24 protein-coding genes are annotated in these 23,595 nt (G+C 62.6%); 9 read left to right on the plus strand and 15 right to left on the minus strand.

Annotated elements, in window-relative coordinates; all coding sequences use genetic code 11:
* Positions 1 to 54 precede the first annotated feature (54 nt).
* The 3 genes from groL (at position 55) to HCN58_RS22915 (ending at position 4,231) form a co-directional block, all read left to right on the plus strand.
* Entirely contained in the window at positions 55 to 1,701 is a 1,647-nt protein-coding gene (groL, locus tag HCN58_RS22905) for a chaperonin GroEL (RefSeq protein WP_171581634.1), read from the plus strand.
* Positions 1,702 to 2,219: 518 nt separating this feature from the next.
* Positions 2,220 to 3,419 (plus strand): hypothetical protein, encoded by a 1,200-nt coding sequence (locus HCN58_RS22910; RefSeq protein ID WP_171581635.1) that lies wholly within the window; start codon positions 2,220 to 2,222, stop codon positions 3,417 to 3,419.
* A 167-nt stretch (positions 3,420 to 3,586) separates the two neighbouring features.
* Entirely contained in the window at positions 3,587 to 4,231 is a 645-nt protein-coding gene (locus HCN58_RS22915; protein ID WP_171581636.1) for a hypothetical protein, read from the plus strand.
* Between the two features lie 9 nt (positions 4,232 to 4,240).
* Here the strand turns inward: HCN58_RS22915 and HCN58_RS22920 are convergent, their stop codons facing one another.
* Both HCN58_RS22920 and HCN58_RS22925 read right to left on the minus strand, forming a co-directional pair.
* Positions 4,241 to 4,651, minus strand: coding sequence for an META domain-containing protein (locus tag HCN58_RS22920; RefSeq protein WP_171581637.1), 411 nt, complete (start codon positions 4,649 to 4,651; stop codon positions 4,241 to 4,243).
* Between the two features lie 265 nt (positions 4,652 to 4,916).
* Complete coding sequence (locus tag HCN58_RS22925; RefSeq protein WP_171581638.1) at positions 4,917 to 6,581, minus strand: L-lactate permease; 1,665 nt, start codon at positions 6,579 to 6,581, stop codon at positions 4,917 to 4,919.
* A gap of 285 nt (positions 6,582 to 6,866) precedes the next feature.
* Here HCN58_RS22925 and HCN58_RS22930 point away from each other — a divergent pair, with 285 nt between their 5' ends.
* Positions 6,867 to 8,609, plus strand: coding sequence for an ABC transporter ATP-binding protein/permease (locus HCN58_RS22930; protein ID WP_171581639.1), 1,743 nt, complete (start codon positions 6,867 to 6,869; stop codon positions 8,607 to 8,609).
* Positions 8,610 to 8,622: 13 nt separating this feature from the next.
* On the opposite strand, the gene HCN58_RS22935 is transcribed toward HCN58_RS22930, so the two are convergent.
* The 6 genes from HCN58_RS22935 to HCN58_RS22960 all read right to left on the minus strand — a co-directional run bounded on the left by HCN58_RS22935 (position 8,623) and on the right by HCN58_RS22960 (position 15,600).
* Positions 8,623 to 9,135 carry an HPP family protein gene (locus HCN58_RS22935; protein WP_171581640.1) on the minus strand — a complete coding sequence of 171 codons (513 nt, stop codon included), beginning with the start codon at positions 9,133 to 9,135 and terminating at the stop codon, positions 8,623 to 8,625.
* 67 nt (positions 9,136 to 9,202) lie between these two features.
* The gene (locus HCN58_RS22940) at positions 9,203 to 10,216 is read right to left on the minus strand and encodes a TorF family putative porin (RefSeq protein WP_171581641.1); all 1,014 of its coding nucleotides are present in this window, start codon (positions 10,214 to 10,216) and stop codon (positions 9,203 to 9,205) included.
* 405 nt (positions 10,217 to 10,621) lie between these two features.
* Complete coding sequence (locus HCN58_RS22945; RefSeq protein ID WP_171581642.1) at positions 10,622 to 10,990, minus strand: histone; 369 nt, start codon at positions 10,988 to 10,990, stop codon at positions 10,622 to 10,624.
* Between the two features lie 215 nt (positions 10,991 to 11,205).
* The gene (gene glcF, locus HCN58_RS22950) at positions 11,206 to 12,516 is read right to left on the minus strand and encodes a glycolate oxidase subunit GlcF (RefSeq protein WP_171581643.1); all 1,311 of its coding nucleotides are present in this window, start codon (positions 12,514 to 12,516) and stop codon (positions 11,206 to 11,208) included.
* Positions 12,513 to 13,751, minus strand: coding sequence for an FAD-binding protein (locus HCN58_RS22955; RefSeq protein ID WP_171581644.1), 1,239 nt, complete (start codon positions 13,749 to 13,751; stop codon positions 12,513 to 12,515). Before HCN58_RS22955 ends, glcF begins: the two co-directional genes overlap by 4 nt.
* A gap of 355 nt (positions 13,752 to 14,106) precedes the next feature.
* Complete coding sequence (locus tag HCN58_RS22960; protein ID WP_171581645.1) at positions 14,107 to 15,600, minus strand: FAD-linked oxidase C-terminal domain-containing protein; 1,494 nt, start codon at positions 15,598 to 15,600, stop codon at positions 14,107 to 14,109.
* A gap of 232 nt (positions 15,601 to 15,832) precedes the next feature.
* On the opposite strand from HCN58_RS22960, the gene cycA reads away from it, so the two are divergent.
* Positions 15,833 to 16,225 (plus strand): cytochrome c-550 CycA, encoded by a 393-nt coding sequence (gene cycA, locus HCN58_RS22965; protein ID WP_171581646.1) that lies wholly within the window; start codon positions 15,833 to 15,835, stop codon positions 16,223 to 16,225.
* Positions 16,226 to 16,525: 300 nt separating this feature from the next.
* Here cycA and HCN58_RS22970 read toward each other — a convergent pair whose 3' ends face one another.
* Both HCN58_RS22970 and HCN58_RS22975 read right to left on the minus strand, forming a co-directional pair.
* Positions 16,526 to 16,819: an antibiotic biosynthesis monooxygenase gene (locus HCN58_RS22970; protein ID WP_057841446.1), complete on the minus strand. Its 294-nt coding sequence runs from the start codon at positions 16,817 to 16,819 to the stop codon at positions 16,526 to 16,528.
* A 186-nt stretch (positions 16,820 to 17,005) separates the two neighbouring features.
* Positions 17,006 to 17,968, minus strand: a complete 963-nt coding sequence (locus HCN58_RS22975) for an alpha/beta fold hydrolase (RefSeq protein ID WP_171581647.1) — start codon at positions 17,966 to 17,968, stop codon at positions 17,006 to 17,008.
* A 263-nt stretch (positions 17,969 to 18,231) separates the two neighbouring features.
* Here HCN58_RS22975 and HCN58_RS22980 point away from each other — a divergent pair, with 263 nt between their 5' ends.
* On the plus strand, positions 18,232 to 18,411 hold the full coding sequence (locus HCN58_RS22980; protein ID WP_065731481.1) for a hypothetical protein: 180 nt from the start codon (positions 18,232 to 18,234) through the stop codon (positions 18,409 to 18,411).
* 49 nt (positions 18,412 to 18,460) lie between these two features.
* Here the strand turns inward: HCN58_RS22980 and HCN58_RS22985 are convergent, their stop codons facing one another.
* From HCN58_RS22985 to HCN58_RS23005, 5 genes are all read right to left on the minus strand, one after another.
* Positions 18,461 to 18,727, minus strand: coding sequence for a hypothetical protein (locus HCN58_RS22985; RefSeq protein WP_311966853.1), 267 nt, complete (start codon positions 18,725 to 18,727; stop codon positions 18,461 to 18,463).
* Between the two features lie 100 nt (positions 18,728 to 18,827).
* The gene (locus HCN58_RS22990) at positions 18,828 to 19,427 is read right to left on the minus strand and encodes a tetratricopeptide repeat protein (RefSeq protein ID WP_376701210.1); all 600 of its coding nucleotides are present in this window, start codon (positions 19,425 to 19,427) and stop codon (positions 18,828 to 18,830) included.
* A gap of 147 nt (positions 19,428 to 19,574) precedes the next feature.
* On the minus strand, positions 19,575 to 19,700 hold the full coding sequence (gene ykgO / locus HCN58_RS22995) for a type B 50S ribosomal protein L36 (protein ID WP_002718645.1): 126 nt from the start codon (positions 19,698 to 19,700) through the stop codon (positions 19,575 to 19,577).
* Between the two features lie 341 nt (positions 19,701 to 20,041).
* Positions 20,042 to 20,491, minus strand: coding sequence for a MaoC family dehydratase (locus HCN58_RS23000; RefSeq protein ID WP_171581649.1), 450 nt, complete (start codon positions 20,489 to 20,491; stop codon positions 20,042 to 20,044).
* 14 nt (positions 20,492 to 20,505) lie between these two features.
* A complete protein-coding gene (locus HCN58_RS23005) occupies positions 20,506 to 20,982 on the minus strand; it encodes a MaoC family dehydratase (RefSeq protein ID WP_171581650.1) in 477 nt (158 codons plus the stop codon).
* A gap of 107 nt (positions 20,983 to 21,089) precedes the next feature.
* Here HCN58_RS23005 and HCN58_RS23010 point away from each other — a divergent pair, with 107 nt between their 5' ends.
* From HCN58_RS23010 to HCN58_RS23020, 3 genes are read left to right on the plus strand one after another with little or no spacing between them, the layout of a single operon-like run.
* A complete protein-coding gene (locus tag HCN58_RS23010; protein WP_057841450.1) occupies positions 21,090 to 21,974 on the plus strand; it encodes an amidohydrolase family protein in 885 nt (294 codons plus the stop codon).
* A 36-nt stretch (positions 21,975 to 22,010) separates the two neighbouring features.
* A complete protein-coding gene (locus tag HCN58_RS23015) occupies positions 22,011 to 22,847 on the plus strand; it encodes a dienelactone hydrolase family protein (protein ID WP_171581651.1) in 837 nt (278 codons plus the stop codon).
* Positions 22,844 to 23,590, plus strand: coding sequence for a haloacid dehalogenase type II (locus HCN58_RS23020; RefSeq protein ID WP_171581652.1), 747 nt, complete (start codon positions 22,844 to 22,846; stop codon positions 23,588 to 23,590). The genes HCN58_RS23015 and HCN58_RS23020 overlap by 4 nt, the downstream gene beginning before the upstream one ends.
* The last annotated feature ends 5 nt before the right edge of the window (positions 23,591 to 23,595 follow it).

Here is a 23,595-nt window from a genome sequence, read left to right on the forward strand (position 1 = left end):
ACGCTGGCGATGCCCGCTCCTCAGGATGAGGACCATTTGCAAGGAGCAACTCACATGGCTGCCAAAGACGTTAAATTTTCCGGCGACGCCCGCGACCGCATGCTGCGCGGCGTCGACGTTCTCGCCAACGCGGTGAAGGTGACGCTCGGTCCGAAGGGCCGCAACGTCGTGATCGAGAAGAGCTTCGGCGCTCCCCGCATCACCAAGGACGGCGTCACCGTCGCCAAGGAAATCGAGCTCGAGGACAAGTTCGAGAACATGGGCGCGCAGATGCTGCGCGAAGTCGCCTCCAAGACCAACGACACCGCAGGCGACGGCACCACCACCGCGACCGTGCTGGCGCAGGCGATCGTGCGCGAGGGCGGCAAGGCGGTTGCGGCCGGCATGAACCCGATGGACCTGAAGCGCGGCATCGACATCGCGGTCCACGCCGTCGTCAAGGACATCGAGAAGCGCGCCAAGCCGGTCGCCGCCTCCTCCGAAGTCGCCCAGGTCGGCACCATCTCGGCCAACGGCGACACCGCCATCGGCAAGATGATCGCGCAGGCGATGCAGAAGGTCGGCAATGAAGGCGTGATCACGGTCGAGGAAAACAAGTCGCTGGAGACCGAGGTCGACATCGTCGAGGGCATGAAGTTCGATCGCGGCTACCTGTCGCCCTACTTCATCACCAACGCCGAGAAGATGACCGCCGAACTGGAAGACGTCTACGTGCTCTTGCACGAGAAGAAGCTCTCGGGCTTGCAGTCGATGCTGCCGGTGCTGGAAGCCGTGGTGCAGTCCGGCCGTCCGCTCCTGATCATCGCCGAGGACGTCGAGGGCGAGGCACTGGCGACGCTGGTGGTCAACCGACTGCGCGGCGGCCTAAAGGTCGCCGCCGTCAAGGCGCCGGGCTTCGGCGATCGCCGCAAGGCGATGCTGGAAGACATCGCGATCCTGACCGGCGGTCAGCTGATCTCCGATGAACTCGGCATGAAGCTCGAAAGCGTCACCATCAACATGCTCGGCCGCGCCGGCAAGGTGGTGATCGACAAGGAAAACACCACGATCGTCAAGGGCGCCGGCAAGAAGAAGGACATCGAATCCCGCGTCACGCAGATCAAATCGCAGATCGAGGAAACCACCTCGGACTATGACCGCGAGAAGCTGCAGGAGCGCCTGGCCAAGCTCGCCGGCGGCGTCGCGGTGATCCGCGTCGGCGGCGCGACCGAAGTCGAGGTCAAGGAAAAGAAGGACCGCGTCGAGGATGCCCTCAACGCGACCCGCGCGGCCGTCCAGGAAGGCATCGTCCCGGGCGGCGGCGTGGCGCTGCTGCGCGCCAAGAAGGCCGTCGGCCGCATCAACCATGACAATTCCGACGTCCAGGCCGGTATCAATATCGTGCTGAAGGCGCTGGAAGCCCCGGTTCGCCAGATCTCGGAAAACGCCGGTGTCGAAGGCTCGATCGTGGTCGGCAAGATCCTCGAGAACAAGTCGGAGACCTTCGGCTTCGACGCGCAGACCGAGGAATATGTCGATATGGTTGACAAGGGCATTATCGACCCGGCCAAGGTGGTGCGCACCGCGCTGCAGGACGCTTCGTCGGTCGCAGGCCTTCTGGTGACCACCGAAGCCATGGTCGCCGAACTGCCGAAGGAGCCGGCCCCGGCAATGCCCGGCGGTGGCGGCGGCATGGGTGGCATGGGCGGCATGGGGTTCTGAGCCCCCGGTTGTTCCAATCCGATAGATCGAAGGCCGCCTCCGGGCGGCCTTCTTTTTGGGCGATGACAAGTTGCGAGTAATACAGGCCGAGCGGCACGTGCAGGGCACGACCTGATCTCGTGTCATGTGAGCACGCTGTTAGGGCTCCCTCCCCCCTTGCGGGGGGAGGGTCGGTGAGAGGGGTAAGCCGCGCACTCGGACAGAAGATGCCCGGCCAACATCTTCCAAGCCATTGCGCGGTCAAACTGAGAGCCCTGTTCGCGCGTTCGTCAGGCAGCGGAGGAAGCGGCACCCCTCTCCCTAACCCTCCCCCGCAAGGTCCCCCGCAAGGGGGAGGGAACCCTTCCGCCGGCGCGTCCCTCACCGATTAGCCGTAACGCACGTGAGGTGAGCACGCGCGTCAATCTCCCTCCCTCGCGGAATACGAGCAAGCCTCCTCACGGCCTTCTTTTTGGCCAGAAGCTGCTAAGGTTTGCTACGTAGGGCGTCTCCGATACTGTGGTCTCAGGGAATTTCACATGCGCGCGTTTTCTCTTCTCCTGCTCGGTCTGGCGATCGCCTCCACGGACCTCGCCTTCGCCCAGATGAAACTTCCCTCCAAGACGGCGCCGGGCGCCATCGAGACGCGCTATTTCACCGCGATCGACGGCCTGATGGACGGCAATGCCGATGTCATCCTGAAGGAAACCCGCCAGGGCAAGAACGTCACCGCTGCCACCCTCGACGTCTGCTATCCCGCCACCAAGGGCGCCGACCGCAAGGACCGCTTCGTCGCCAACCTCACCGTCAACGGCCAGAACCTGACCGGCACCACGCAGAGCCTCGGTGACAAGCTGCCGGTCACGGTCAAGCTGGTGCGCAAACCTGTCGGCGACACCTTCGAATTCCGTGGCCAGATCAGCATCGGCCAGACCGTGACCGAGGTGACCTCGACCGACAATTCCGATCTCAGCGAGAAGGAGTTTTTGGACAACCAGACCAGCGACGACGGCATCACGCCGGCGCCAAAGGATTTTACCGACGTCTCGCCGGAAGCGATCGGCGTGCGGGTCAAAGTCGACGCCGCGCTGGACTTCCTCAAGAGCCTGAAGGGCGAGGCCGTCGAGGTCGGAGTTTCGAGCCTTTCGATCTCCTGCGACGCGCTGCGCGCCGGCGAGCAGACCATCAATCTCACGGCCGATCCGGAGCGTGCCGCGGCGCTGATTGCGAAAGCGAAGGCGGCGCCAGGCGTCGTCGCCGCGGGATGGACCAGCGGCACCGTCGAAATGGACCGCACCATCCGCTTTGCGGCCGCCGACTGGCGCGATGGCGACAAGATCAACAGGGACAAGATCGCCTCGGCCGTTTCAGGCGTGCTCGCGAAAACGCTGGCCGCCAAGGCCGCAGGCGCCGAATGGGACGCCAACACCGGAAAACTGAAGCTGAGCTTCAAGCGGCCGAGCCCGATCTATCCCGCGCTCGCGCTGACCGAAACTGTCGAGGTCACCGCGCTGGTCTCGCCGGACAAGCCTGGCGGATCGGACAGGCTGATGTTGTGGATTTCAAGCCCGGTGATTACGACCGCGGATGAAGGCACGGGTCCGAAACTGAGTTTGTCGGAAGAATCCACCGGCGATGAGGAAGGCGGCGAACCGAAGGACGACAATGGGTCGCTCGAAGCGCTGGCGAGGGAATTCAAGGGCCAGCGCTGGGATGCGGACAAGAGTATGTGGAAGTAGAATGTGATCCGTCACCTCAGGATGACGGAAATAATAGCTGAGCGCGCTACGGAGCTCGATTGTTAAGATTCGATTCAGTTTAAAGGAACATCATCGGCTAGCTGAACGTGGGCCACGCCATGCAAGACCGCGAGCCGAGTACCTTTGAGAGCATCTGGTCGAGGAATGTGATTGACGGCCGAGGACCGGAGCAGCCGGCGAACTCGTGGAATTTCCTCAGGCCCGATCGCGATGACGTATTGGTGGTACGGGAGTCATTTCGCGACCGGGCGCGCAATGCGTTGCTGGTCGTGGTGGCAGTGGCGGCAAGCTTTGGGTTGGGTTGGGCCGGCGGCCTGAATTGGCCGCAGTTCGCAAGCACGCTCGGCGTTGAAGCAGTGGCGCAGAAAGAAACGCCCTCGCCGCGCATTGCTGAAGCACGGTCGGGCGGCAAGATTGAAGGAACGCGAAAGGCCGCATCCGCGTCCGATTCGCCGGCGGTTGTCGGAAGCATTCCCAAGCCATCCGCTCTGTTGTCGGGCAGTGCACGTCCGCCTGCGGGCCCGGCCTCCCAGGCAAGTGCGAGCCCTTCCGCGGCGATCGCGATGCGGCCGCAGCCTTTGGTGGCGGCGCCGGAAACGAAGCCAACGACCATTTCCGGCTGGACGGTTGTCGATGTTCGGGACGGGACCGCCGTCCTCGAAGGTCCCGACGGCATAAGGATGGCCGCGCGCGGCGATACCATTCCCGGAATCGGACGCGTCGAGTCCATCGTGCGCTGGGGCGGCCGCTGGGTCGTTGCCACCGCCAGCGGCTTGATTGCGACGCCCTGAACTCCCGACCTAATTCGTGTTGATACGAAAGCGCAGCGTCTTCGCGCCGACGAACGACACGAAATCGCCCTGCCGCTTCCAGGTGCCTGCTTCCGCCAGAGCCGCGATCAGTTCGTCATCGGCTTGAGCCCTGTCCGGCGGACAGGGCCGGTTTTCCATCGCGCCGGCAACGAAAATCACGGTGTTGCCCGCGACCGAAAACTGGCCCTTGCCGCCCTTGCACCAGAGTTCGAGGACCACCTCGCCGGCATCGCCGATTTCCAGATTGGGAATCCGCTTGGATCCCGGCTGGCGACCGGTATCGAGCTGCATTTCCGTTCCGAACGGAAAGCCGTCATCGGCGAGCGACGGGCTGAAGGCCGCCCCGACCAGCAGGAGTGAAGCGGCGCCTGCACGGGCCGTACGCACGAATGAAATCATGTACCCTCTCGAAAATACCAATCTACCGCGCCGCGCGCCGTTCTATTGAACGGCGAGACGATTGGCTAGGGTGTGGATGCCGCGACCTGGATAGCCGGAAACTCTGAAATCCCTGGGACAACGGCCCCGGCGAATCTTGGTCAGGTACGCACTGGCGGAAGGGTTCCCTCCCCCTTGCGGGGGAGGGAGATTGACGAGCGTGCTCACCTCACGTTGCCTCACGACCTCGCGTTGCATTGCGTCACGGCCGCCTCGACCGGGGTCGCTATTGAAGTACCAGCATCGTGAAGGGATAGACGTAGGCCTGCAGCGTCACCAGCACGCCGACGAGGCAGGCCAGGACGATCGAATGCAGAAAAACATAGCGAAGGATCGAGCCTTCGTGGCCGTACCAGTTGGTCGCGGTCGAGGCGACGACGATCGACTGCGCGTCGATCATCTTGCCCATGACGCCGCCGGACGAGTTGGCGGCGGCCATCAAGACCGGCGACAGGCCGAGCTGTTCGGAGGTGATCCGTTGCAGATTGCCGAACAGCACGTTGGAGGCGGTATCCGATCCCGTCAGCGCCACGCCGAGCCAGCCGAGCAGCGTACCGAAGAAGGGATAGAGCACGCCGGTGGCGGCAAAGGCGAGGCCGAGCGTGGCATCGACGCCGGAGAGCCGCGTCAGCGTGCCGATGGCGAGCATCGCCGAGATCGTGATCAGCGAGATCGCGCACAGCCTGATGGTGCGGCCGTATTCGGCGATCATCTTGGCGGGCGAGAAGCCCATCAGGAAGCCGGAGATGATGGCGGCGATCAGCATGCCCGTGCCGGTGAACGACAGATAGGTGAAGGCGAACACGGCGGCTTCCGGCGTCGGCTTCGCGGCGACCGGCGGCACCTTGTTGATCATGTTGTGCAGCTCGGGCACCTGGTAATTCCAGGTGAAGATCGAATTCGCCCAGTTCTTGAACGAGCCGTTGCCCCAGACCAGCATCACGATGCAGACGATGATCCACGGCAGCAGCGCGCTCCAGAGCTGGGCCTGGCTGAGCTTGGCCGTATTCAGCGGCTTGGCCGGCGCCATGGTCGCCGCCGATTCATCGCGCCCGCGCAGCGCCGGCGAGGTCCAGAGCTCGCGCGGTTGCCAGACCTTGAGAAACAGGATCAGGCAGCCCATCGAGATCAGCGATGCGCCGATATCGACGATCCATGGGTTGATGTAATTCGAGATCACGAATTGCGGGACCGCGAAGGAGACGCCGGTGACGAGAATGGCCGGCCAGATTGCAATCATGCCGCGCCAGCCGGCAAACGCCCAGATCAGCCAGAACGGGACGATCAGCGAGAAGAACGGCAATTGCCGGCCGACCATGGCGCCGAGGATGTAGGGATCAAGGCCGGTCACCGACGCCAGGCCCTGGATCGGCGTGCCCAGCGCGCCGTAGGCGACCGGCGCGGTGTTGGCGATCAGCGAGAGGCCGGAGGCCGCCAGCGGCGAGAAGCCGAGCCCGATCAGGACGGCGCCGGTGATCGCAACCGGCGTCCCGAAGCCGGACGCGCCTTCGAAGAAGGCGCCGAACGCGAACGCGATCAACAGGAGCTGCAGCCGACGGTCGGTGGTGACGCCGCCGATCGCCCGCTGCAGCAGTTCGAACCGCCCGGTCTCGACCGTAATGCGGTAGAGGAAGATGACGTTGAGCACGATCCAGCCGATGGGAAAGAAGCCAACCACGACGCCCAATAGCGAGGCCCGGATCGACATGCCGGCGGGCATGGTGAAGATGCCGATGGTGATGATGTTGGCTGCGATCAGCGCAACAATGGCCGCGAGATGCGCCTTGACCTTGCCGCTCGCAATCAGCACCAGCAGCGTGACGACAGGTACGGCAGCGGCGATCGTCGACAGCGCGGTATTGCCAAGCGGATTATAGATTTGATTCCACATTTGCGGTTCTCCCCACATTGTTACTGACGTGCCTGCTGGTGGACGGTCAGGCACGTCATGCGCCTCGCGGGAGCACTGCTCGCTATGCAGGATTGGGCCGGTCTAGCATCCGCTCACAACCTCGCGAAGTTTGATGGCTGCCGCCCCTCGCCGCTATGACCATGCTAGGGTCTAGTCGGAGGCCGCGACAAGCCGCCGCAGGCCAGGCAGTCTACAACCTTAGTAGCGGCCAGAAATTCTTCCATTTTTACAGGGTGTTAAGCCCGATCCCGGAGACGGAAATCTGTGAAAAACATTCGTTCGACGCTCGCGACGGTATGGCGCATCTCGGCCCCGTATTTCCGCTCTGAAGACAAATGGGCTGGCCGCGGGCTGCTTGCCGCCGTGATCGCCATTGAGCTCGCCATCGTCGGCATCAACGTCCTGATCAATCAGTGGAACAGCCGTTTCTACAACGCGCTGCAAGAGCGTGACTGGGACTCGTTCGTAAGCGAGATCATCTATTTCAGCGTGCTTGCCGCCATCTTCATCGTGCTGGCGGTCTACCAGCTCTATCTCAATCAATGGCTGCAGATCCGCTGGCGGCGCTGGATGACCGCGCAATATCTCGGTGAATGGCTGCATGATGCCAACCACTACCGGATGCAGCTTCAGGGCGACGCCGCCGATAACCCCGACCAGCGCATGACCGACGACGTCAAGCTGTTCGTCGATCGCACCCTCAACATTGGCGTCGGCCTGTTGAGCTCGATCGTCACGATAGCGTCCTTCGTCACGATCCTGTGGGGGCTTTCCAATGCGGCGCCGCTGCACATGTTCGGGCAGGACATTGCCATCCCCGGTTATCTCGTGTGGGGCGCGCTGATCTATTCGGTGCTCGGCACCATCCTGACCCATCTGATCGGCTGGCCGCTGGTCGGAATCGACTTCCGGCAGCAACAATACGAAGCGGATTTCCGCTTCAACCTGGTGCGGGTGCGGGAAAACTCCGAACAGATCGCGCTATTGAACGGCGAAGCCGCGGAGCGCGAACGCCTGCTGGTTCGCTTCGGACGCGTGGTGGAGAACTGGATCGCCATCATGAACCGGACCAAGAAGGTGACGGCGTTCACGGCCAGCTATAATCAGGCTTCGGTGATCTTTCCCTATGTCCTGGTGGCGCCGGCCTACTTCGCGCAAAAGATCCAGCTCGGCGGCATGATGCAGACCGCATCGGCGTTTTCGAACGTGCAAGGTGCGCTGTCGTTCTTCATCACCATCTATCGCCAATTGGCCGAGTGGCAGGCCGTAGTCAACCGCCTCGACGGGTTCGAGGCGGGGATCGTGGTGGCACGCGAACTCGCCACCCGCGAGAACCGGGTTCACGTCGCCGAGGGAGGCGCCGGCGCCGTCGACCTTAAGGAGCTGGCCCTACTGCTGCCGAACGGAACGCCCCTGGTGAACGCGAATGGACTAAGTTTTCGCAAGGGCGAGCGCACGCTGGTGACCGGGCCCTCGGGCTCCGGCAAATCGACGCTGTTCCGCGCCATTGCCGGCATCTGGCCGTTCGGGACCGGCTCCATCACGATTCCGGCCGGGGCAACAATGATGATGCTGCCGCAGCGACCGTATTTCCCGACCGGCTCGCTGCGAGGCGCGATCGAATACCCCGCCAAGGAAGGGACATTCACCGATGATCAGATCGGCAACGCGTTGGAGCAAGTAGGATTGCCGAGGCTCGCGTCCCAACTCGACGAGCAAGGGCACTGGAACCGGACGCTCTCGCTCGGCGAGCAGCAGCGCCTCGGACTCACCCGCGCGCTGTTGCACGCGCCGCAGTACCTGTTCCTCGACGAAGCTACGGCGTCGCTCGACGAACCTTCAGAGGCAGCACTGTATCGTCTGATAGAAAAGAAGTTGCCGGCAACCACTATCGTCTCGATCGGCCATCGCTCGACGCTGGATGCCTTCCACCAACGGAATATCGTGCTCGCCCGTGACGGCGATCGATTCGCGCTGCAGAAGGGCAAGAGCGCCGCTGCGACGTAGGTTTGCACCTGATCTACAGCCAGCGCCGAGGCCATGACTGGCGGCGCACCCAGCGGTGCCAGAGATAGGAGAAGGCGGTCAGCAGCAGCGCGCCGGCCAGCACCGGCGCGAGCACGAACGTCCAGGGCAGATTGGCTGAAACCACCAGCAGCGGGTTGATGCCCGCCGGCGGGTGAAAGGTCCCGGTGACGTACATCGCCAGAATCGACAGGCCGACGGCGGCCGCCGCCGCCCAGGCCTGCGGTCCCGTCAGCTTCAGCACGGCGAGGCCGACCAGCGCCGACACCACATGACCGCCGATCAGGGCGCGCGGCTGCGCCGGCGCCACATCAGGCGATCCGATCACCAGAACGATCGAGGTCGCGAACGGAATCACCGCGAGCGGATAATGCAGGGCGAGCGAAAACCACTCCATGACGCCGATGGCGATCGCGCCGCCGAGGCCCGCGACCGCGCCCGCCATGACGTTGCGATGATCGTTGCGGGAAATCGCCCGATAGGCCGCGCGCCGCCAAAACCGTTTCATCCGTTCGACCTAAAAGAAAGGGGCGGCAGATCGCTCTGCCGCCCCCTTCGTCTCCGACAGGAAGATCTTACTTCAGGTTGGTCATCGCGGTCAGATCGGCCGACAGCTTGACGATGCCGGCGGCGCCGCACCAGTTCGAACCGACACCCGATGGATTGATCGGGGTGACGAAGGTGCCCGACGTTGGCGTGATGTTGCCGCGAGCCGAGAAGTCGCTGGTGAAGGCGTTGCAATCACCCTTCGACAGGTTGGTGTCGGAGTAACGGAAGTCGAGCGTGAACACCTTGTACGTGAAGCCGATGCCGATGTTCCAGGTGTTGTAGTCGGCATAGTTGATGCCGTTCGGGAAGATCGCGGTGCCATAGAACGAGTCCGATGTGCCGAGCCACTGGCGGCCGAACTCACCCGAGACGTACATGCCGATGCCGCTCGCGCCGAACCAGGCGCTCGGCGCGATCGCCTTGCCGACGATCGAGGCATAGGTGCCTTCGGCGCCGCTGTTCAGGAAGCTCGGCGTATAATAGACATTGCCGCCCAGCGAGAAGTTGTCGTTGAAAGTATAATTCACCTTGCCATAGACCTCGAAGAAGCTGAGGTCCTTTTTGATGACGTTGGCGTTGGTCAGAGCGTTGATTTGGCACTCGTTGCTGAGCGGGACGCCGGCAAAATCAGTGGTCGCGCCGAAGCCGTAATGGCAGGTGCCGCCCGGATAGAGATAGCCCCAGGCGCCGACGTCGAAGGCGAACTGCCCAACCGTCAGGCGGGCGCCGCCGTAGGCGTCGACTTCAGCCGCGGCACGATTCGGGAAGGAGATGCTGGCGCCGCCCAGGCCGACATAGAGCTGGAAGTCCTTGGTGACGTTGTAGCGCGGCTCGAAATAGACGCTGACCGAGGGCTTGTGGTTGGACTGGGTGATGCCGCGGAAGAGGTAGTCGTTGGCGATCGAGCTGCCGAAGGCGAAATCCCAGGGCTCGAACGGGGCCGGCGGCGGAGCCTTCACGGCCTTGACGGCCATATCCGCAGCGAGAGCCGAGCCCGATACCATTGCCAGCGCCGTTGCTAACAAAGCCAGTTTCTTCATGACGATCCCCATCACCCTTCTTAACAGTCCCGTCCCGGCGCCCCCCAGGGCAAGCGATAACCGACTGCGGCCAAATGTCTTAACGCGGTCACAGAGTGGGCTGCGGCGACATCGTCGTGAAGCAAAAAAGTCAAGCATGCGCCGCCTTTTTAGGCATTCGGCCGGTTTCGATAAATCTTCTCGGCGTGTGTTGCATTCTCACAACAATCTTAAGAGTTCCCGGCTCGTCCGGCGGGCGTACGAAATCGGGAACGGCGGCACGGGCGACACACTGGAGACGCCTTTTGCGAATCAACCTGCCCGTGAAAATGGCGCTCTTGGCGCTTCGCCAGTGTTTCCTGCGGTCCCAACGAAAAGGCCGCAGCGGATGGCTGCGGCCTCTCGAAGCACTGGTCGGCAAGCGATCTAATGCTGATCGCCGCCGTTGGAAGAGCTCGATCCCCATGACGGGTTGGACGGCTCCGGAGAAGCCCAGCTCGGAGCGGACGCTGCTTCGGTTTCCGGCTCTGGAGCTGCCGCCGGGGCTGGCGCGGGCTTCGGAGTAGCCGCCTTCTTTTTCTTCGCCGTGCTCTTCTTTGCGGCCTTTTTCGGTGCGGCCTTTGACTTCTTGGCCGCCGTCTTGGCGGATTTCTTCACCGCCTTCTTGGCGGATTTCTTGGCGCCCTTCTTCGCCGATTTCTTCGACGTCTTGGCGGACTTCTTCTTTGCCGCTACGGCCTTCTTGGCCTTCTTGGCCTTTTTAGCCTTCTTCGCCTTCTTGCTCTTCTTCGCCATCGTGGTCCTCCTGTTGCGCCTGTCCATGTCGAGCGCTTCGATAATCCGCAGGCTAGACCGGGACGACACTTCTTCGAAGTGCCCTCCCGCTCCATCCTTGTCTGGGCATGATCTCGGGCGAGACGCTTAGCGCGCCTGTCCCGAGGAAAACCGGATGCCGATCCGCCATCGAGGGGCGGAGCAGGCTTTCCGGATCATGCCCAAGGGCCGATCGATCAATTCAATCCTGGCCTGGGACCTCCCGTCGCCCAATCGAGAAGCTCAATCGTGTGCACCACAGGAACTGACGTACCGCCGGCAATTTGCACCATGCATCCAATATTGCCTGCAGCGATCATGTCCGGTTTGACTGTCGCAATGCTGGCGACCTTCCGATCGCGCAACTTGCTAGCAATGTCGGGCTGGAGAATGTTGTAGGTCCCCGCCGAACCGCAACACAAATGGCTCTCAGGCACATCTTTCACCACGAATCCATTCTTGGAAAGCAATTCTTTCGGAAGGGCTGTGATTTTCTGTCCATGCTGTAGCGAACAAGCCGAGTGATAGGCCACCGTTACGTCGCCTTTCTGGCTCGATGACATGAGCGAGATGCCGGCGAGATACTCCGTGATATCCTTTGCCAGCGCAGAGATTTGCGCTGCGGGGCTAGCGAAATCGCGGTCCTCGCGCAGCATGTAACCATAATCCTTGATGACCGTGCCGCAGCCGGATGCCGTGATCAGGATGGCGTCGAGGCCGCCTTGTTCCGCCTCTTTTATCCACACATTGATGTTGGCACGCGCTCGCGCCAGCGCATCGCCGTCCTGCCCCAGGTGATGGGTGAGCGCGCCGCAGCATTGCTCGTCCTTGACCAGCACGACCTCGATGCCGTGGCGCGTCAGGAGATTGATGGCGGCCTGGTTGATGCGCGGCGCCAGCACCTGCTGGGCGCAGCCCTGCAGCAGCGCGACCCGCCCGCGCTTCTCGCCCTGGGCCGGAAACACGCTGCCGCCCGAGGGTCCCCGCGCCGGGAGGCTTTTCGGCGCGAGCGCCAGCATCGCCTTGATCCGCCGCATCAGGCCTGGTGTCGCGGCCGCCTTCGCCGGCACCAGGGCCGCAAAGGGGCGGGCGAGTCGCGCCATGATCATGCTGGCGCGAAACAGGCCCGGCCGCGGCAGCACCAGCGCCAGCACCGCGCGCAAGGCCCGCTCGGCCAGCGGCCGCGAATAGTCCTTCTCGATCCGAACCCGCGCCTGATCGACCAGATGCATGTAGTGCACGCCGGACGGACAGGTCGTCATGCAGGCGAGGCAGGAAAGGCAGCGGTCGATATGTTTGACCACCTCCGCTGTCGGCGACTTGTCCTTTTCCAGCATCTCCTTGATCAGGTAGATCCGCCCGCGCGGGCTATCGAGTTCGTCGCCGAGCAGCACATAGGTCGGACAGGTCGCGGTGCAGAAGCCGCAATGAACGCAGGCGCGCAGGATCTTGTCGGCTTCGGCGATATCAGGGTCGGCGAGTTGAGTGAGGGAGAATTCGGTTTTCATGTCGCTGATACCCTCACCATTCGGCCGCGGTTGAGGATGATCTTGGGATCGAAGCTGTGGCGCACCCGCTCGCTCAAGGCGGCGATGCCTTCGGGTTGCGGATGGAAGACGTCGACATTCTGCCTGATCTGCTCGGACGCGCGGATCAGCGATGCGTGGCCGCCGGCCGCCTCGACGCGCTGGCGCACCATCGCCGCCTGCGCGTCCGGCTTGGGCGGTAAGGCCGCCCAGATCAGGCCGCCACCCCAATCATAAATCACGTCGCCCCCGGTCTCGCGCGCCAGCGCCTGTCCGAGCGCGCCACCGGACGCCGGCGGACAGACGATCCGCCACACGGGCCAGGCGCCGAGCGCCCGGTTTGCAGCGAACGGTTCAACGTCGCGGATCGCGTTCCAGAGTGTTGCCGAGGCAGCGTCCTCTAGCATTTCCACCGACCCGAACGGCGCAAGCGTCTTGCCAAGCGAAGTGGCGCGATCCACCACCGAAGCCGCGATGCCTTCGAGCCGCAGCAGGGTGACCGCCCGCCCCGGAGACGCAACATGCGCAAGCGCGCCAGTGGCGGGGCGGAACGCCGAGTTCGGCAGGTGCGCCGCGCCCGAGACGTCGAACGGCGAGCCGAGCGCCGTGGTCATCGCCCGATTCGCAGTCAGATCGTCGAGGTCTGCGAGCCGCAGCGTGCGCTCGCTCTCGGGCTTCGGCATCACCTTCAGCGTCACTTCTGTCATCACGGCCAGCGTGCCCCACGACCCCGTCAGCAGCTTGCAGAGATCGTAGCCGGTGACGTTCTTGACCACCTTACCCCCGGTCTTGAAGCTGTCGCCGAAGCCGGACACCGCATGCGCGCCCAGCAGGTGATCGCGGGCGCCACCGGCCTTGATGCGGCGAGGACCGGCGAGGCCTGAGCCGATCATCCCACCGATCGTGCCGTTGCCGGGCACGCCCGTCAGGGCGGAAGTATCCATCGGCTCGAAAGCGAATTGCTGGTTCTTGGAATCGATCAGTGACTGCACGTCGCCGAGCGGGGCGCCCGTCTGCACCGTTATGATCAGCTCGTTCGGTTCGTAGGAGGTGACGGCGTTCAGCGCCGATACGTCGAGTACGGCATTGGTCACCATCGGATGGCCGATGCCGCGCTTGGTGCCATGGCCGATGATTTCCAGCGGTTGCTCGCCGGCGATTGCCGCGCGCACAACCTCCTCGACGTCCTTGGTGTCACGGACTTTTAGCGTGTCCACGGCGCACCTGAATTGCACACGGCGTCCGCGGCGTGACTGCTGACTATCGCGCCGATTGTCGCCCGAAGTTTGCTGATACGGGATAGCTGCCTCTCTTCTGTCAGCGCCCGCGGCTCACCCCTCTCCCCAACCCTCCCCCGCAAGGGGAAAGGGACCCTGACAAGCGTGCTCACCTCACTTCGATCCACAGCTTCAGCGTATTGCGAACCAACGTGAGGATCACAATTCGTCAGGAATGCACGGGCGGATGGGCTCCCTCCCCCCTTGCGGGGGAGGGTTGGGGAGAGGGGTGAGCCGCACGGGTGGTGCTCTTGAGAGCGTCCTTCCAATGCGCGCGTGATATTGCGGTTCATCACTAAAATCTCGGAATATCCGAAAACGCCAGTCTGCCGGCGTGGACATGCATGCGGCCGAGTTCGGCGCAGCGGTGCAACGTCGGAAACACTTTTCCGGGGTTGAGCAGACCCTGCGCGTCGAAGGCGCATTTCAGGCGCTGCTGCTGGTTGAGGTCGATTTCGGAAAACATCTCGCCCATCAGGTCGCGCTTCTCAATGCCGACGCCATGTTCGCCGGTGAGCACGCCGCCGAATTCGACGCAGGCCCGCAGGATGTCGGCGCCGAAAGCCTCCGCCCGCTCGATCTCGCCGGGCTTGTTGGCGTCGTACAGGATCAAGGGGTGCAAATTGCCGTCGCCGGCGTGGAATACGTTGGCAACACGCAGATCGTATTTCGCCGACAGGTCGCGGATGCGCGCGAGCGCCTTCGGCAGCGCGCCGCGCGGGATGGTGCCGTCCATGCAGAGATAGTCCGGCGAAATCCGCCCTACGGCTGGAAACGCCGCCTTGCGGCCGGCCCAGAACAGATTGCGCTCGGCCTCCGATGTCGAAATCTGGCAGCTCGTCGAGCCGCAGCTTTGCGCGATCGCCTCGACGCGCTTGATCAATTCGTCGACCTCAACGCTCGGACCATCGAGTTCGATGATCAGAAGCGCCTCGACGTCGAGCGGATATCCGGCGTGAACAAAGGCTTCGGCGGCGTGGATCGCCGGCTTGTCCATCATCTCCATGCCGCCCGGAATGATGCCGGCACCGATGATCTCAGCCACGCACTCGCCGGCCGCCTCGACCTCGGCGAAGCCGACCATTAGCGCCCGGGCCGTCTCCGGCTTCTGCAGGATTCGCACCGTGATCTCGGTGATCACGCCGAGCAGCCCTTCCGAACCCGTGATGATGCCCATCAAATCGTAGCCGGCGTTCTCGGCGGCCTTGCCGCCGATGCGCAAAACCTCGCCGGACATCAGCACGATCTCGCAGCCCAGCACGTTGTTCGTGGTCATGCCGTATTTCAGGCAATGCACGCCGCCGGAATTCTCCGCGACATTGCCGCCGATCGAGCAGGCGATTTGCGAGGAGGGATCGGGCGCGTAATAGAATCCGGCATGCGCCACCGCCTGGCTGATGGCGAGGTTGGTGACGCCGGGTTCGGTCACCACCACGCGGTTATCGAAATCGATCTCGCGGATGCGCTTGAACTTGCCGAGCCCCAGCAACACGCCGTCCACGAGCGGCAGCGCTCCGCCTGACAGAGACGTGCCGGAGCCGCGCGGCACCACCTTGATGCCCTGCTCGAAGCAGTATTTGAGAACGCTGGATACCTGCTCCGTGGTGTCGGGCAGCACCACCAGCATCGGCGGCTGCCGGTAGGCGGTGAGACCATCGGACTCATAGGCCAGCATCTCGGCCGCGCTGTCGATCACGCCCTCGCCCGGCACGATGGCGCGCAACGCCGCCACGATTTCGCCGCGACGGCTGAGAACCGCCTGATCGGCAGCCGGCATCATGATGGCCATGCGTGTCCCTCCTGGGCCCGCGAATTAACGATTTGTGTTGGCAAATCAAGCACGTCTACAAAAGTTTGGGTAGGCCATCCGAAGGTCGGATTGCCACGGTTCAAACGATCAGTTCTCTCTGGGACAAGTCGGCAATGGTGAAACCTGTCAAGGTTTCGTGGCTTGTCCTATCCAACCGGGCCTGCCACAAGAAATCCGTCTCTCTGACCTGGGAAGAAACAAAGAGCACCACATGAAAACATCGACTTTGAGCGCGCTGGTTGTCGTTACTTCATTGACCGCAGCATCCAGCGCGCTGGCGCAGGACGCCGCCGCCGGCAAAACCTCGTTCAACAAATGCCTGGCCTGCCATGCGATCGGCGAGGGCGCCAAGAACAAGGTCGGCCCGGTGCTGAACGGGCTCGATGGCCGCAAGTCCGGCTCTGTCGAGGGTTATTCCTATTCGGACGCCAACAAGAATTCCGGGATCACCTGGGGCAAGGATGTGTTCCTCGAATACATCAAGGACCCGAAGGCGAAGATTCCGGGCACCAAGATGATCTTCGCCGGCATTAAGAACGAGAAAGAGGCCAACGACCTCTGGGCCTATGTCTCCTCGTTCGACAAGGACGGGAAGCAGAAGTGAGAGCTGGGCCTTATTCTGTGGCGATTTGAGTCCAGCATCTCGCGTCGCCTCACCCTCCCCTGGAGAGGTCCGAGACGAGCAAAGCTCGCGCGTGGGTCGGCTCAGATGGAGCGCAGTGGAATGTGAGACGGGGTGGGGTATCTCCCCACTCGGTAACTGTTGGCCGCGGAGAGACCGTCACCCCACCGCTACGCGGCGACCCTCCCCCTCCAGGGGAGAAGAAAAACGGCGTCCAGTCGGCCTTCCGCTTTGGCTGAGGAGCCCTGCTCTGATTGAGAGAGAGCTCCAGCACCCGCCCATTCAAGCGAGCGTGTGCACAATCACCGGTCCGGCGGTCGCGGTCGCTGGCCCGGTCAGTAGCGGCGCCAAATCGTGTTCGATCCACGCCAGCGCGCGCTTGTTGGACTCCTCGGCGGCCGCAAAGTTGTTGAACAGGCTAATCGCGATCACCGTATCGTCGGGCGCATAGACCACGTAATAGCCCATGAAGCCTTCGACGCCGCTGATGACGGGAATCGCGCCTTCCTTGATTCTGCGTGTCAGCTCTTCGGCCTTGCCAGCCTTGGCCTTGCCCTGACGAATGGCGGCGTACATGGGGCTCTCCCTCGAAGGTAAGCTGCCCGATATCACGACTCCTAAGGTTCATCCCTGGCGGGACGAGCAGCGGAATCCCGCGCGCACCGATCGTATCCCATCCGGAGCCGCCAGACCACGTGCGGTCTCATCGTCGGTGCCGAGTCGCGCGAGAACGCGTCGATAGGACCCGACGTCCCGCACGCTTCAATTGGCCGCCGCTGTCGCGCTCGATGCCATCGCTGATATCATCGCCTCGAGTTCGGCGATGACGAGATCGGGAACCGCATTCTGGATCATGTGTCCCACACCCGGCAACACGATCAGTTTCGCGCTCGGCGCCGCCGCCGCGAACGGCCGTGAGTGGATGTTGGTCGACACCATCTTGTCGGCGTCGCCGGTGATGATGGTGACGGGCGCCTTGATCTCGCGGTAGCGCGGCGCCTGCTCGGCGACCGCCGCTTTCAGCGTCACCAGATCGCGCGCATTGGCAATGAATTCGCGCGGACGCAGCAATAGCGGCGTAGCGGTGTTTTTGACGAAACCGTCCGGCATCGTCTGCGGCAGGAACACGCCGCGCGCGCCCGAATCCGCCAGCAGTAGCCCGAGCGGCAGCGTGATGGTGTAGGCGAACAGCGGGCCGATTACCGGCGTGGCGATCAGCCTGTTGTAGCGCCCGACGCCGCCGGGCCACGGATAGGCCACCGGCGCGAGCATCACCAGGCCGGCGACGGCCTGCGGGTAATCCAGAGCGATGCGCGCGCCCAGCGCGCCGGCCCAGGAATGTACCACAAAGATCGCACTGCCGACGCCGAGCTTGGCCAGCGCCTCTTCGATCATGCGGGCCTGAATTTCGGGCGTGGAGTCCTCGGGGCGGGCGCGGGTGCTCCAGCCGTGCCCGGGACGGTCGATCAGAATCACGCGGTGCTTTGCGGCAAGCCGCTCCCCGACCGGTTGCCGCATCACTTCCAGATTGGAACTTGCGCCATGCAGCATTACGATCGGTGGGCCGGCCGCCTCGCGCGGGCCGATATCGACGATATGGAGGGCCCCGCCCGCCACCTCGACCATCCCGCCTTGGGCCGGATGGGCCCGCTGGGCCAGAAAAACGCCGGCTTGCGTGACCAGGGCCAGCACCAGCAGCGCCGCCACTAAAATCACCACCACCATCGAGAATTTCCGGCTGATTTTTTGCACCAGCGAGCTACGGCCCGGATCGGTGCGGGTTTCGGAGGTTGTCCACAGGGGGCCGAGCCTGTGGATAGCGGGGTCATACTGACGTCATCAGCAAGTTTGTACAGTGACGTTGCCACTTTCGCCATGTGTGGGCGTGCCTGATTGGGGGGTAGCCGGGCGCCCGCATTGTACCCAACATCCACAGGAACAGGGGCGCTCACTACAAATTGTTCCAGCGTATCATCGGAGGACTATCCATGATTTCCGACGCAAGCGAAGCCGCCATCGATCAGATCGTAGCGAGTTGCAATGGCGACATCCGCGGCGCACTCAAGGCGCTACTGCGGGTCAACGAGCAGCTTGAGACGGAATTGGCGCAAATCTATGCGGCGGTAGGACTCGACAATCTGGCCCGCGGCAGCAACGCCGTACACTGAGGCGTTTGCAGGCCGCCGCGTTCTAAGACGCAAACGGCTCAAGAGCACGCTAGTTCGATTTGTCCTCTTCCGGCATCTCTGCGGCCGGCTCTTCCACCGCCGGGCATTGGCTGATGGTCGAACGGGCTTGTCGAGCGACTTGCAAGCTCCGGTTCCGAACCAGATGTTTCCGCCGACCCGGGCGTCGACGATGGGATTGCTCGTGACAATCTCGCATGTTGCGGTGGCGCGGTTGCCGACCACCCAATACAGCTTGGGCGAAAGCGCAGGTTCCGGTGGCGACCATCATCGCGCCGGCCAGCAGCAATGATTTCATGGCTCGATTCTGTGACGCAGTCAGCCAAACAATAGTGCACACCCGGCGCGACACTCCTGCCTGGTGCAAATCGTCGGAAGTCAGCGTTAAGCGCAAAAGCTCAGATATCGCGACCTTCGACCTTTTCGGTCAACGTCTTGACGAGTTCCGGCACCTTTTCGAGATGCGGATTGACGGCCAGCGCCTTGCGGAACGCTTCCAGCGCGCGCTTTTCGTCGCCAATGTCCTGCATGATCATGCCAAGCCCGGCCAGCGCGCCAAAATGCCGGGGCTCGCGGATCAGCACCTGCCGGATGTCCTCCAGCGAATGGGTATAATCGTTCTTCAGGTAATACAACGTGGCGCGGCGGTTCCATGCCTCGACGTAATCGGGACGCAGCTTGACGACGGCATCCAGCAGTTTCAGGGCGACGTCGATCTTCTGCGCATCCATCGCGGCCTTTGCGCGCAACATCAACAGCGCAGCCGTGTCGCTCGGGGTCTGCATCCACAGCGCCCAGATCCGCGCCTCGACGTGCTTGGCGCTGGCTTCATCGGGAGCCGCTTTCAGGGCACCGAACAAGAAATCCAGCCCGCGGGTGCGATCGGCGCCGACTTTGGGAAGCTTGCTCGGCGCTTCCGGCAATTTCTTCTCGGCTTTCGGCGGTGGAATGACCCTGGGGTCATTCTGGGCAAAAGCAGCGGCCGGCACGGCTGTCATGACAGCGGCGAGGACCACAATCCGGCAGTTACGGGCGCCCAGGAATCTCGAAATCATGGGGCAAGTCTAGACGCGCAAAATCGCGCCGCAAGCAGCAGATCGTCAAAGACCCGTGAAGCGAACATAAAAGCCGGCTCAGCGCCAAGCTCAGCCTTGGCGGGCCTTGAAGCGGCGCTGTACCTTGTTGATCACGTAAACCCGGCCCTTGCGACGGACCAGACGGTTGTTGCGGTGGCGGCCGCGCAGCGATTTCAATGAGTTACGGACCTTCATGGGACAATCCTGATGCTTTGAAAGGCCGTGCTGGAGGCCCGAACCTGAGCTACCCGAGAGTGGCAAAATGGGATTAATCCCGAAAGCGGCCAGCCGCCCGGGACGGGGCGGTTTCTAAGGCAAGGTGGCACCGGATGTCAATGCGGATAGGGCCGTTTCGGGGCCTCTTGCGCCGCTGGCTCCCCGGAAAATAGCCGTCATTCCGGGGCGATGCGCAGCATCGAACTAAGGTGCGCAACTGCGCATCTGAGAATCTCGAGATTCCCCGGTGCGCAATTGCGCACCTGAGGTCTGGTCCTTCGGACCATTCCGGAATGACGCTGTGGAAGCGGCCACCCGCCTCACTGGCAAAACAGATCGCGCGGGAATTCGACCAACGCCTCGCCGGTCGCGACCTTTTCGCCCGTCTGGTTCTTCACCACCACGTCGATCAATACCCAGCGGGATTTTTCAGTCACCTGCTTGGCCTTGATGATTCCCGTGGGCTGGATGGTGTCGCCCGGTCGGACCGGCTTGACCCATCGCGTCTCCAGCCGGCGGTGGATTGCGCCTGCAGGGTATGCCCAGTCGGTGATCATGCGCGAGATCAGGCCAAAATTGTTCATGCCGTGCATAATGATGCCGCCGAAATTGGTCTTGCCGAAACTGCCCTTCATGTACTCGTCATCGAGATGCAGCGGGTTGTAGTCGAGCGAGGCGTCGCAAAACAGTCGGATGGATTCGCGGCTCACCGCGAAGGCGGGACCGTCGATGGCATCGCCGGCTCTGAGCTTTTCGAACGTCGTGGCCATTGCAACCTCCCCGCTCACATCGGCCGAATCGTCCAGCCGCGGCCGGAACAGATTACGTCGCCCTTCTGATTAAAGAACACGTTGTCGTGCACCACGAACAACCGCTCGCGCTTGATGAACTTGTCGAGCGCGCGGGCCTGCAAGGTGACGACATCGTTCGGCCGCGCCGGAATGTTGTAGCTCCAGGATTGCCCGGCATTGACGGTGCCGGGCGAGCGCATCCAGTCATCCGCCGGCGTGCAGGAGAACATCAGGAGGATATGGATCGAAGGAGGCGCGATCAGCCCGCCATAGCGCGTGGTCTTCGCATAGGCCTCATCGAAATAGATCGGGTGATCCTCGCCGACCGATTTGCAGTACAGCTCGATCGCCTCTTTCGTCAGCGTGTAGGGAATGGTCTTGCGCGGCTCGCCGGGAACGATGTCGTCCCAGACCTTTCGCAGATTGGCGTCTTTCCAGAAATCGGTCTCGAAGGCCTGCGTTTGGGCCATGCCGCGCTCCCATATTTTCCGCCTTTTGTTTCTGCCGCCTTGCGGAATTTGTTATATAGTATAATCAATTTTTCAGACCCAAAAATCAAGCCGGTGGGAAACCCAGAATGACCAAGCTCAAGCTGCCCGATATCGAGAAAGTTGTCGCGATCGACATCCACACCCATGCGGAAGAGCCCTGCGGCCTGCATGGCGACGACGGCTATGACGATTTCCAGGAGCGCATGGCGGAGTACTTCAAATCGCCGCACAAGCATCCACCGACCGTGCCGGAGACCGCGGCGTATTACCGCTCGAAGAACATCGCGGCCGTGATCTTCCCGGTCGATGCCGAGCGCGAGACCGGCTTCCGCCGGTACAACAATTACGAGATGCTGGAAGTCGCCTCCGACCATCTCGACGTTTTGATCCCGTTCGTCTCGATCGATCCGCACAAGGGCAAGTTAGGGGTGCGCGAAGCGCGCAAGCTGATCGAGGAATATGGCGTTCGCGGCTTCAAATTCCATCCGACTATGCAAGGCTTTTATGCCAACGACCGCATGGCCTATCCGCTCTATGAAGCGATCAATGACGGCGGCGCGATCGCGCTGTTTCATACCGGCCAGACCGGCGTCGGCTCAGGCATGCCCGGCGGCATGGGGATGCGCTTAAAATATTCCAACCCGATGTACATGGACGACGTCGCAGCGGATTTCCCGGACCTCAAGATCATCCTCGCGCATCCCTCCTTCCCCTGGCAGGAAGAGGCATTGTCGGTCGCGACCCACAAGCCGAACGTCTATATCGACCTCTCCGGCTGGTCGCCGAAATATTTCCCGCCGATCCTGGTGCGCTACATCAACTCGATCCTGCAGGACAAGATGCTGTTCGGCTCGGACTGGCCGGTGATCACGCCGGACCGCTGGCTGGCCGATTTTGCAAAACTCGAGATCCGCGAGGAGATCCGGCCCAAGGTGATGAAGGCCAACGCAAGGAAGATTTTGGGCATATAAAGGGGTATCATCGCCGGCACACTTGCGAGGTAGTCCATGACGAACTTCGCCAGAATTGCCGCCCTCCTCGCTGTGCTTTCCTTCGGAAGCGCGAGCGCTATACTGGCAGCCGACAACCCTCCACGCCTCATCGAATTCGAAAGCCCGCTGGCAGGCCCGCAGGCGCTGCAGGGTTACTTGCGATTACCCGATGGCCCCGGCCCCTCGCCCGCGGTCGTGTTGCTGCATGGCTGCGGCGGAGCTTGGCGGGGGATCGACGAGCGCTGGGGTAAGCGGCTGGCGGATTGGGGCTATGTCACACTGACCATCGACCGGTTCGGGACACGCGGCATAACGAGCGCCTGCACCAGCGGAATGCCGCCTGCAACCCTGCATGATGCCTATCGCGCGCTGAACTTCCTTGCCGGACAGTCGTCGGTTGACCCGACCCGTGTTGCCGTGGCGGGATTTTCGCAAGGAGCCATGCTGGCGCTGCTCTCGGTCGAGCGCGGCGAGATCGAACGCAGCGCAAAAGAAAAATTTCGCGCGGCAATCGCCTTCTATCCGCCCTGCCTTGGCCTCAAGGGCAACATGACGGTGCCGACGCTGATCCTGATCGGCGAACTCGACGACTGGACTCCGGCGCAGGAGTGCCGCAATCTCGCCGAAGGCCGCGACGATTGGGGAGTTTCGCGCGAGAAGGGCAAAGGGTTTCCCATCGAAATCACCGTCTATCCCGGCGCCTATCACGATTTCGACGTGCCGAATTTCGCGACGCCCGTCAAAATGCACGGCCATCACCTCGAATTCAACGAGCAGGCGCGGGATCGATCCATCGACGCGCTCAGGAAATTCCTGTATGCGAACATCGGCGGAAAAGAGAAACCACCGTGACCATCAAAACCGTTGTCTTCGATGCCTATGGCACGCTTTACGACGTCCAGTCGGTGGCTGATGTTACCGAGGACGCGTTCCCGGGCTATGGCGGGATCATCACCCAAGTCTGGCGCATCAAGCAGCTCGAATACACCTGGCTGCGTTCGCTGATGGGACGCTACCAGGATTTCTCGGTCGCCACGCGCGACTCGCTGATCTACACGCTGCGCAGCCTCGGTCTGCAATACGATGATGATGCTTTCGCGCGCATTATTGAGAAATATCTGCACCTCGATCTCTATCCGGATGCGCTTACGGCACTATCGGCGATGAAGGATCGCAAGCTCGCAATCCTGTCCAACGGCAGCCCCGGCATGCTCAACGCGCTGGTGAAGAACAGCGGGCTTGATCGCGTGCTCGATGCGACCATCAGCGTCGATGCAAAAAAGATCTTCAAGCCAAGCCCCAAGGCATATGCGTTGATCGAGGAGGTGCTGAACGTGCCGCCTGCCGAGGTGCTGTTCATCTCCTCCAATCCCTGGGACGCCTGCGGTGCCAAGGCGTTCGGGCTGAACGTCGCCTGGATCGAGCGGGTGACGCCGGAAGCGATGGCGCTGGCCTGCCTCGAAAGCGAGACGCTGCCGCCCTTGACGATGTTCAAGATATTGCGCACCCAGATGGATGAGCTGGGATTTGAGCCCGATCATCGCATCCACAGCCTCTCCGAACTTCCCGCACTGGTATCTGCCCAAAGGTCCTGAACAAG

Source organism: Bradyrhizobium australiense (assembly GCF_013114825.1).
Lineage (GTDB): Bacteria > Pseudomonadota > Alphaproteobacteria > Rhizobiales > Xanthobacteraceae > Bradyrhizobium > Bradyrhizobium australiense.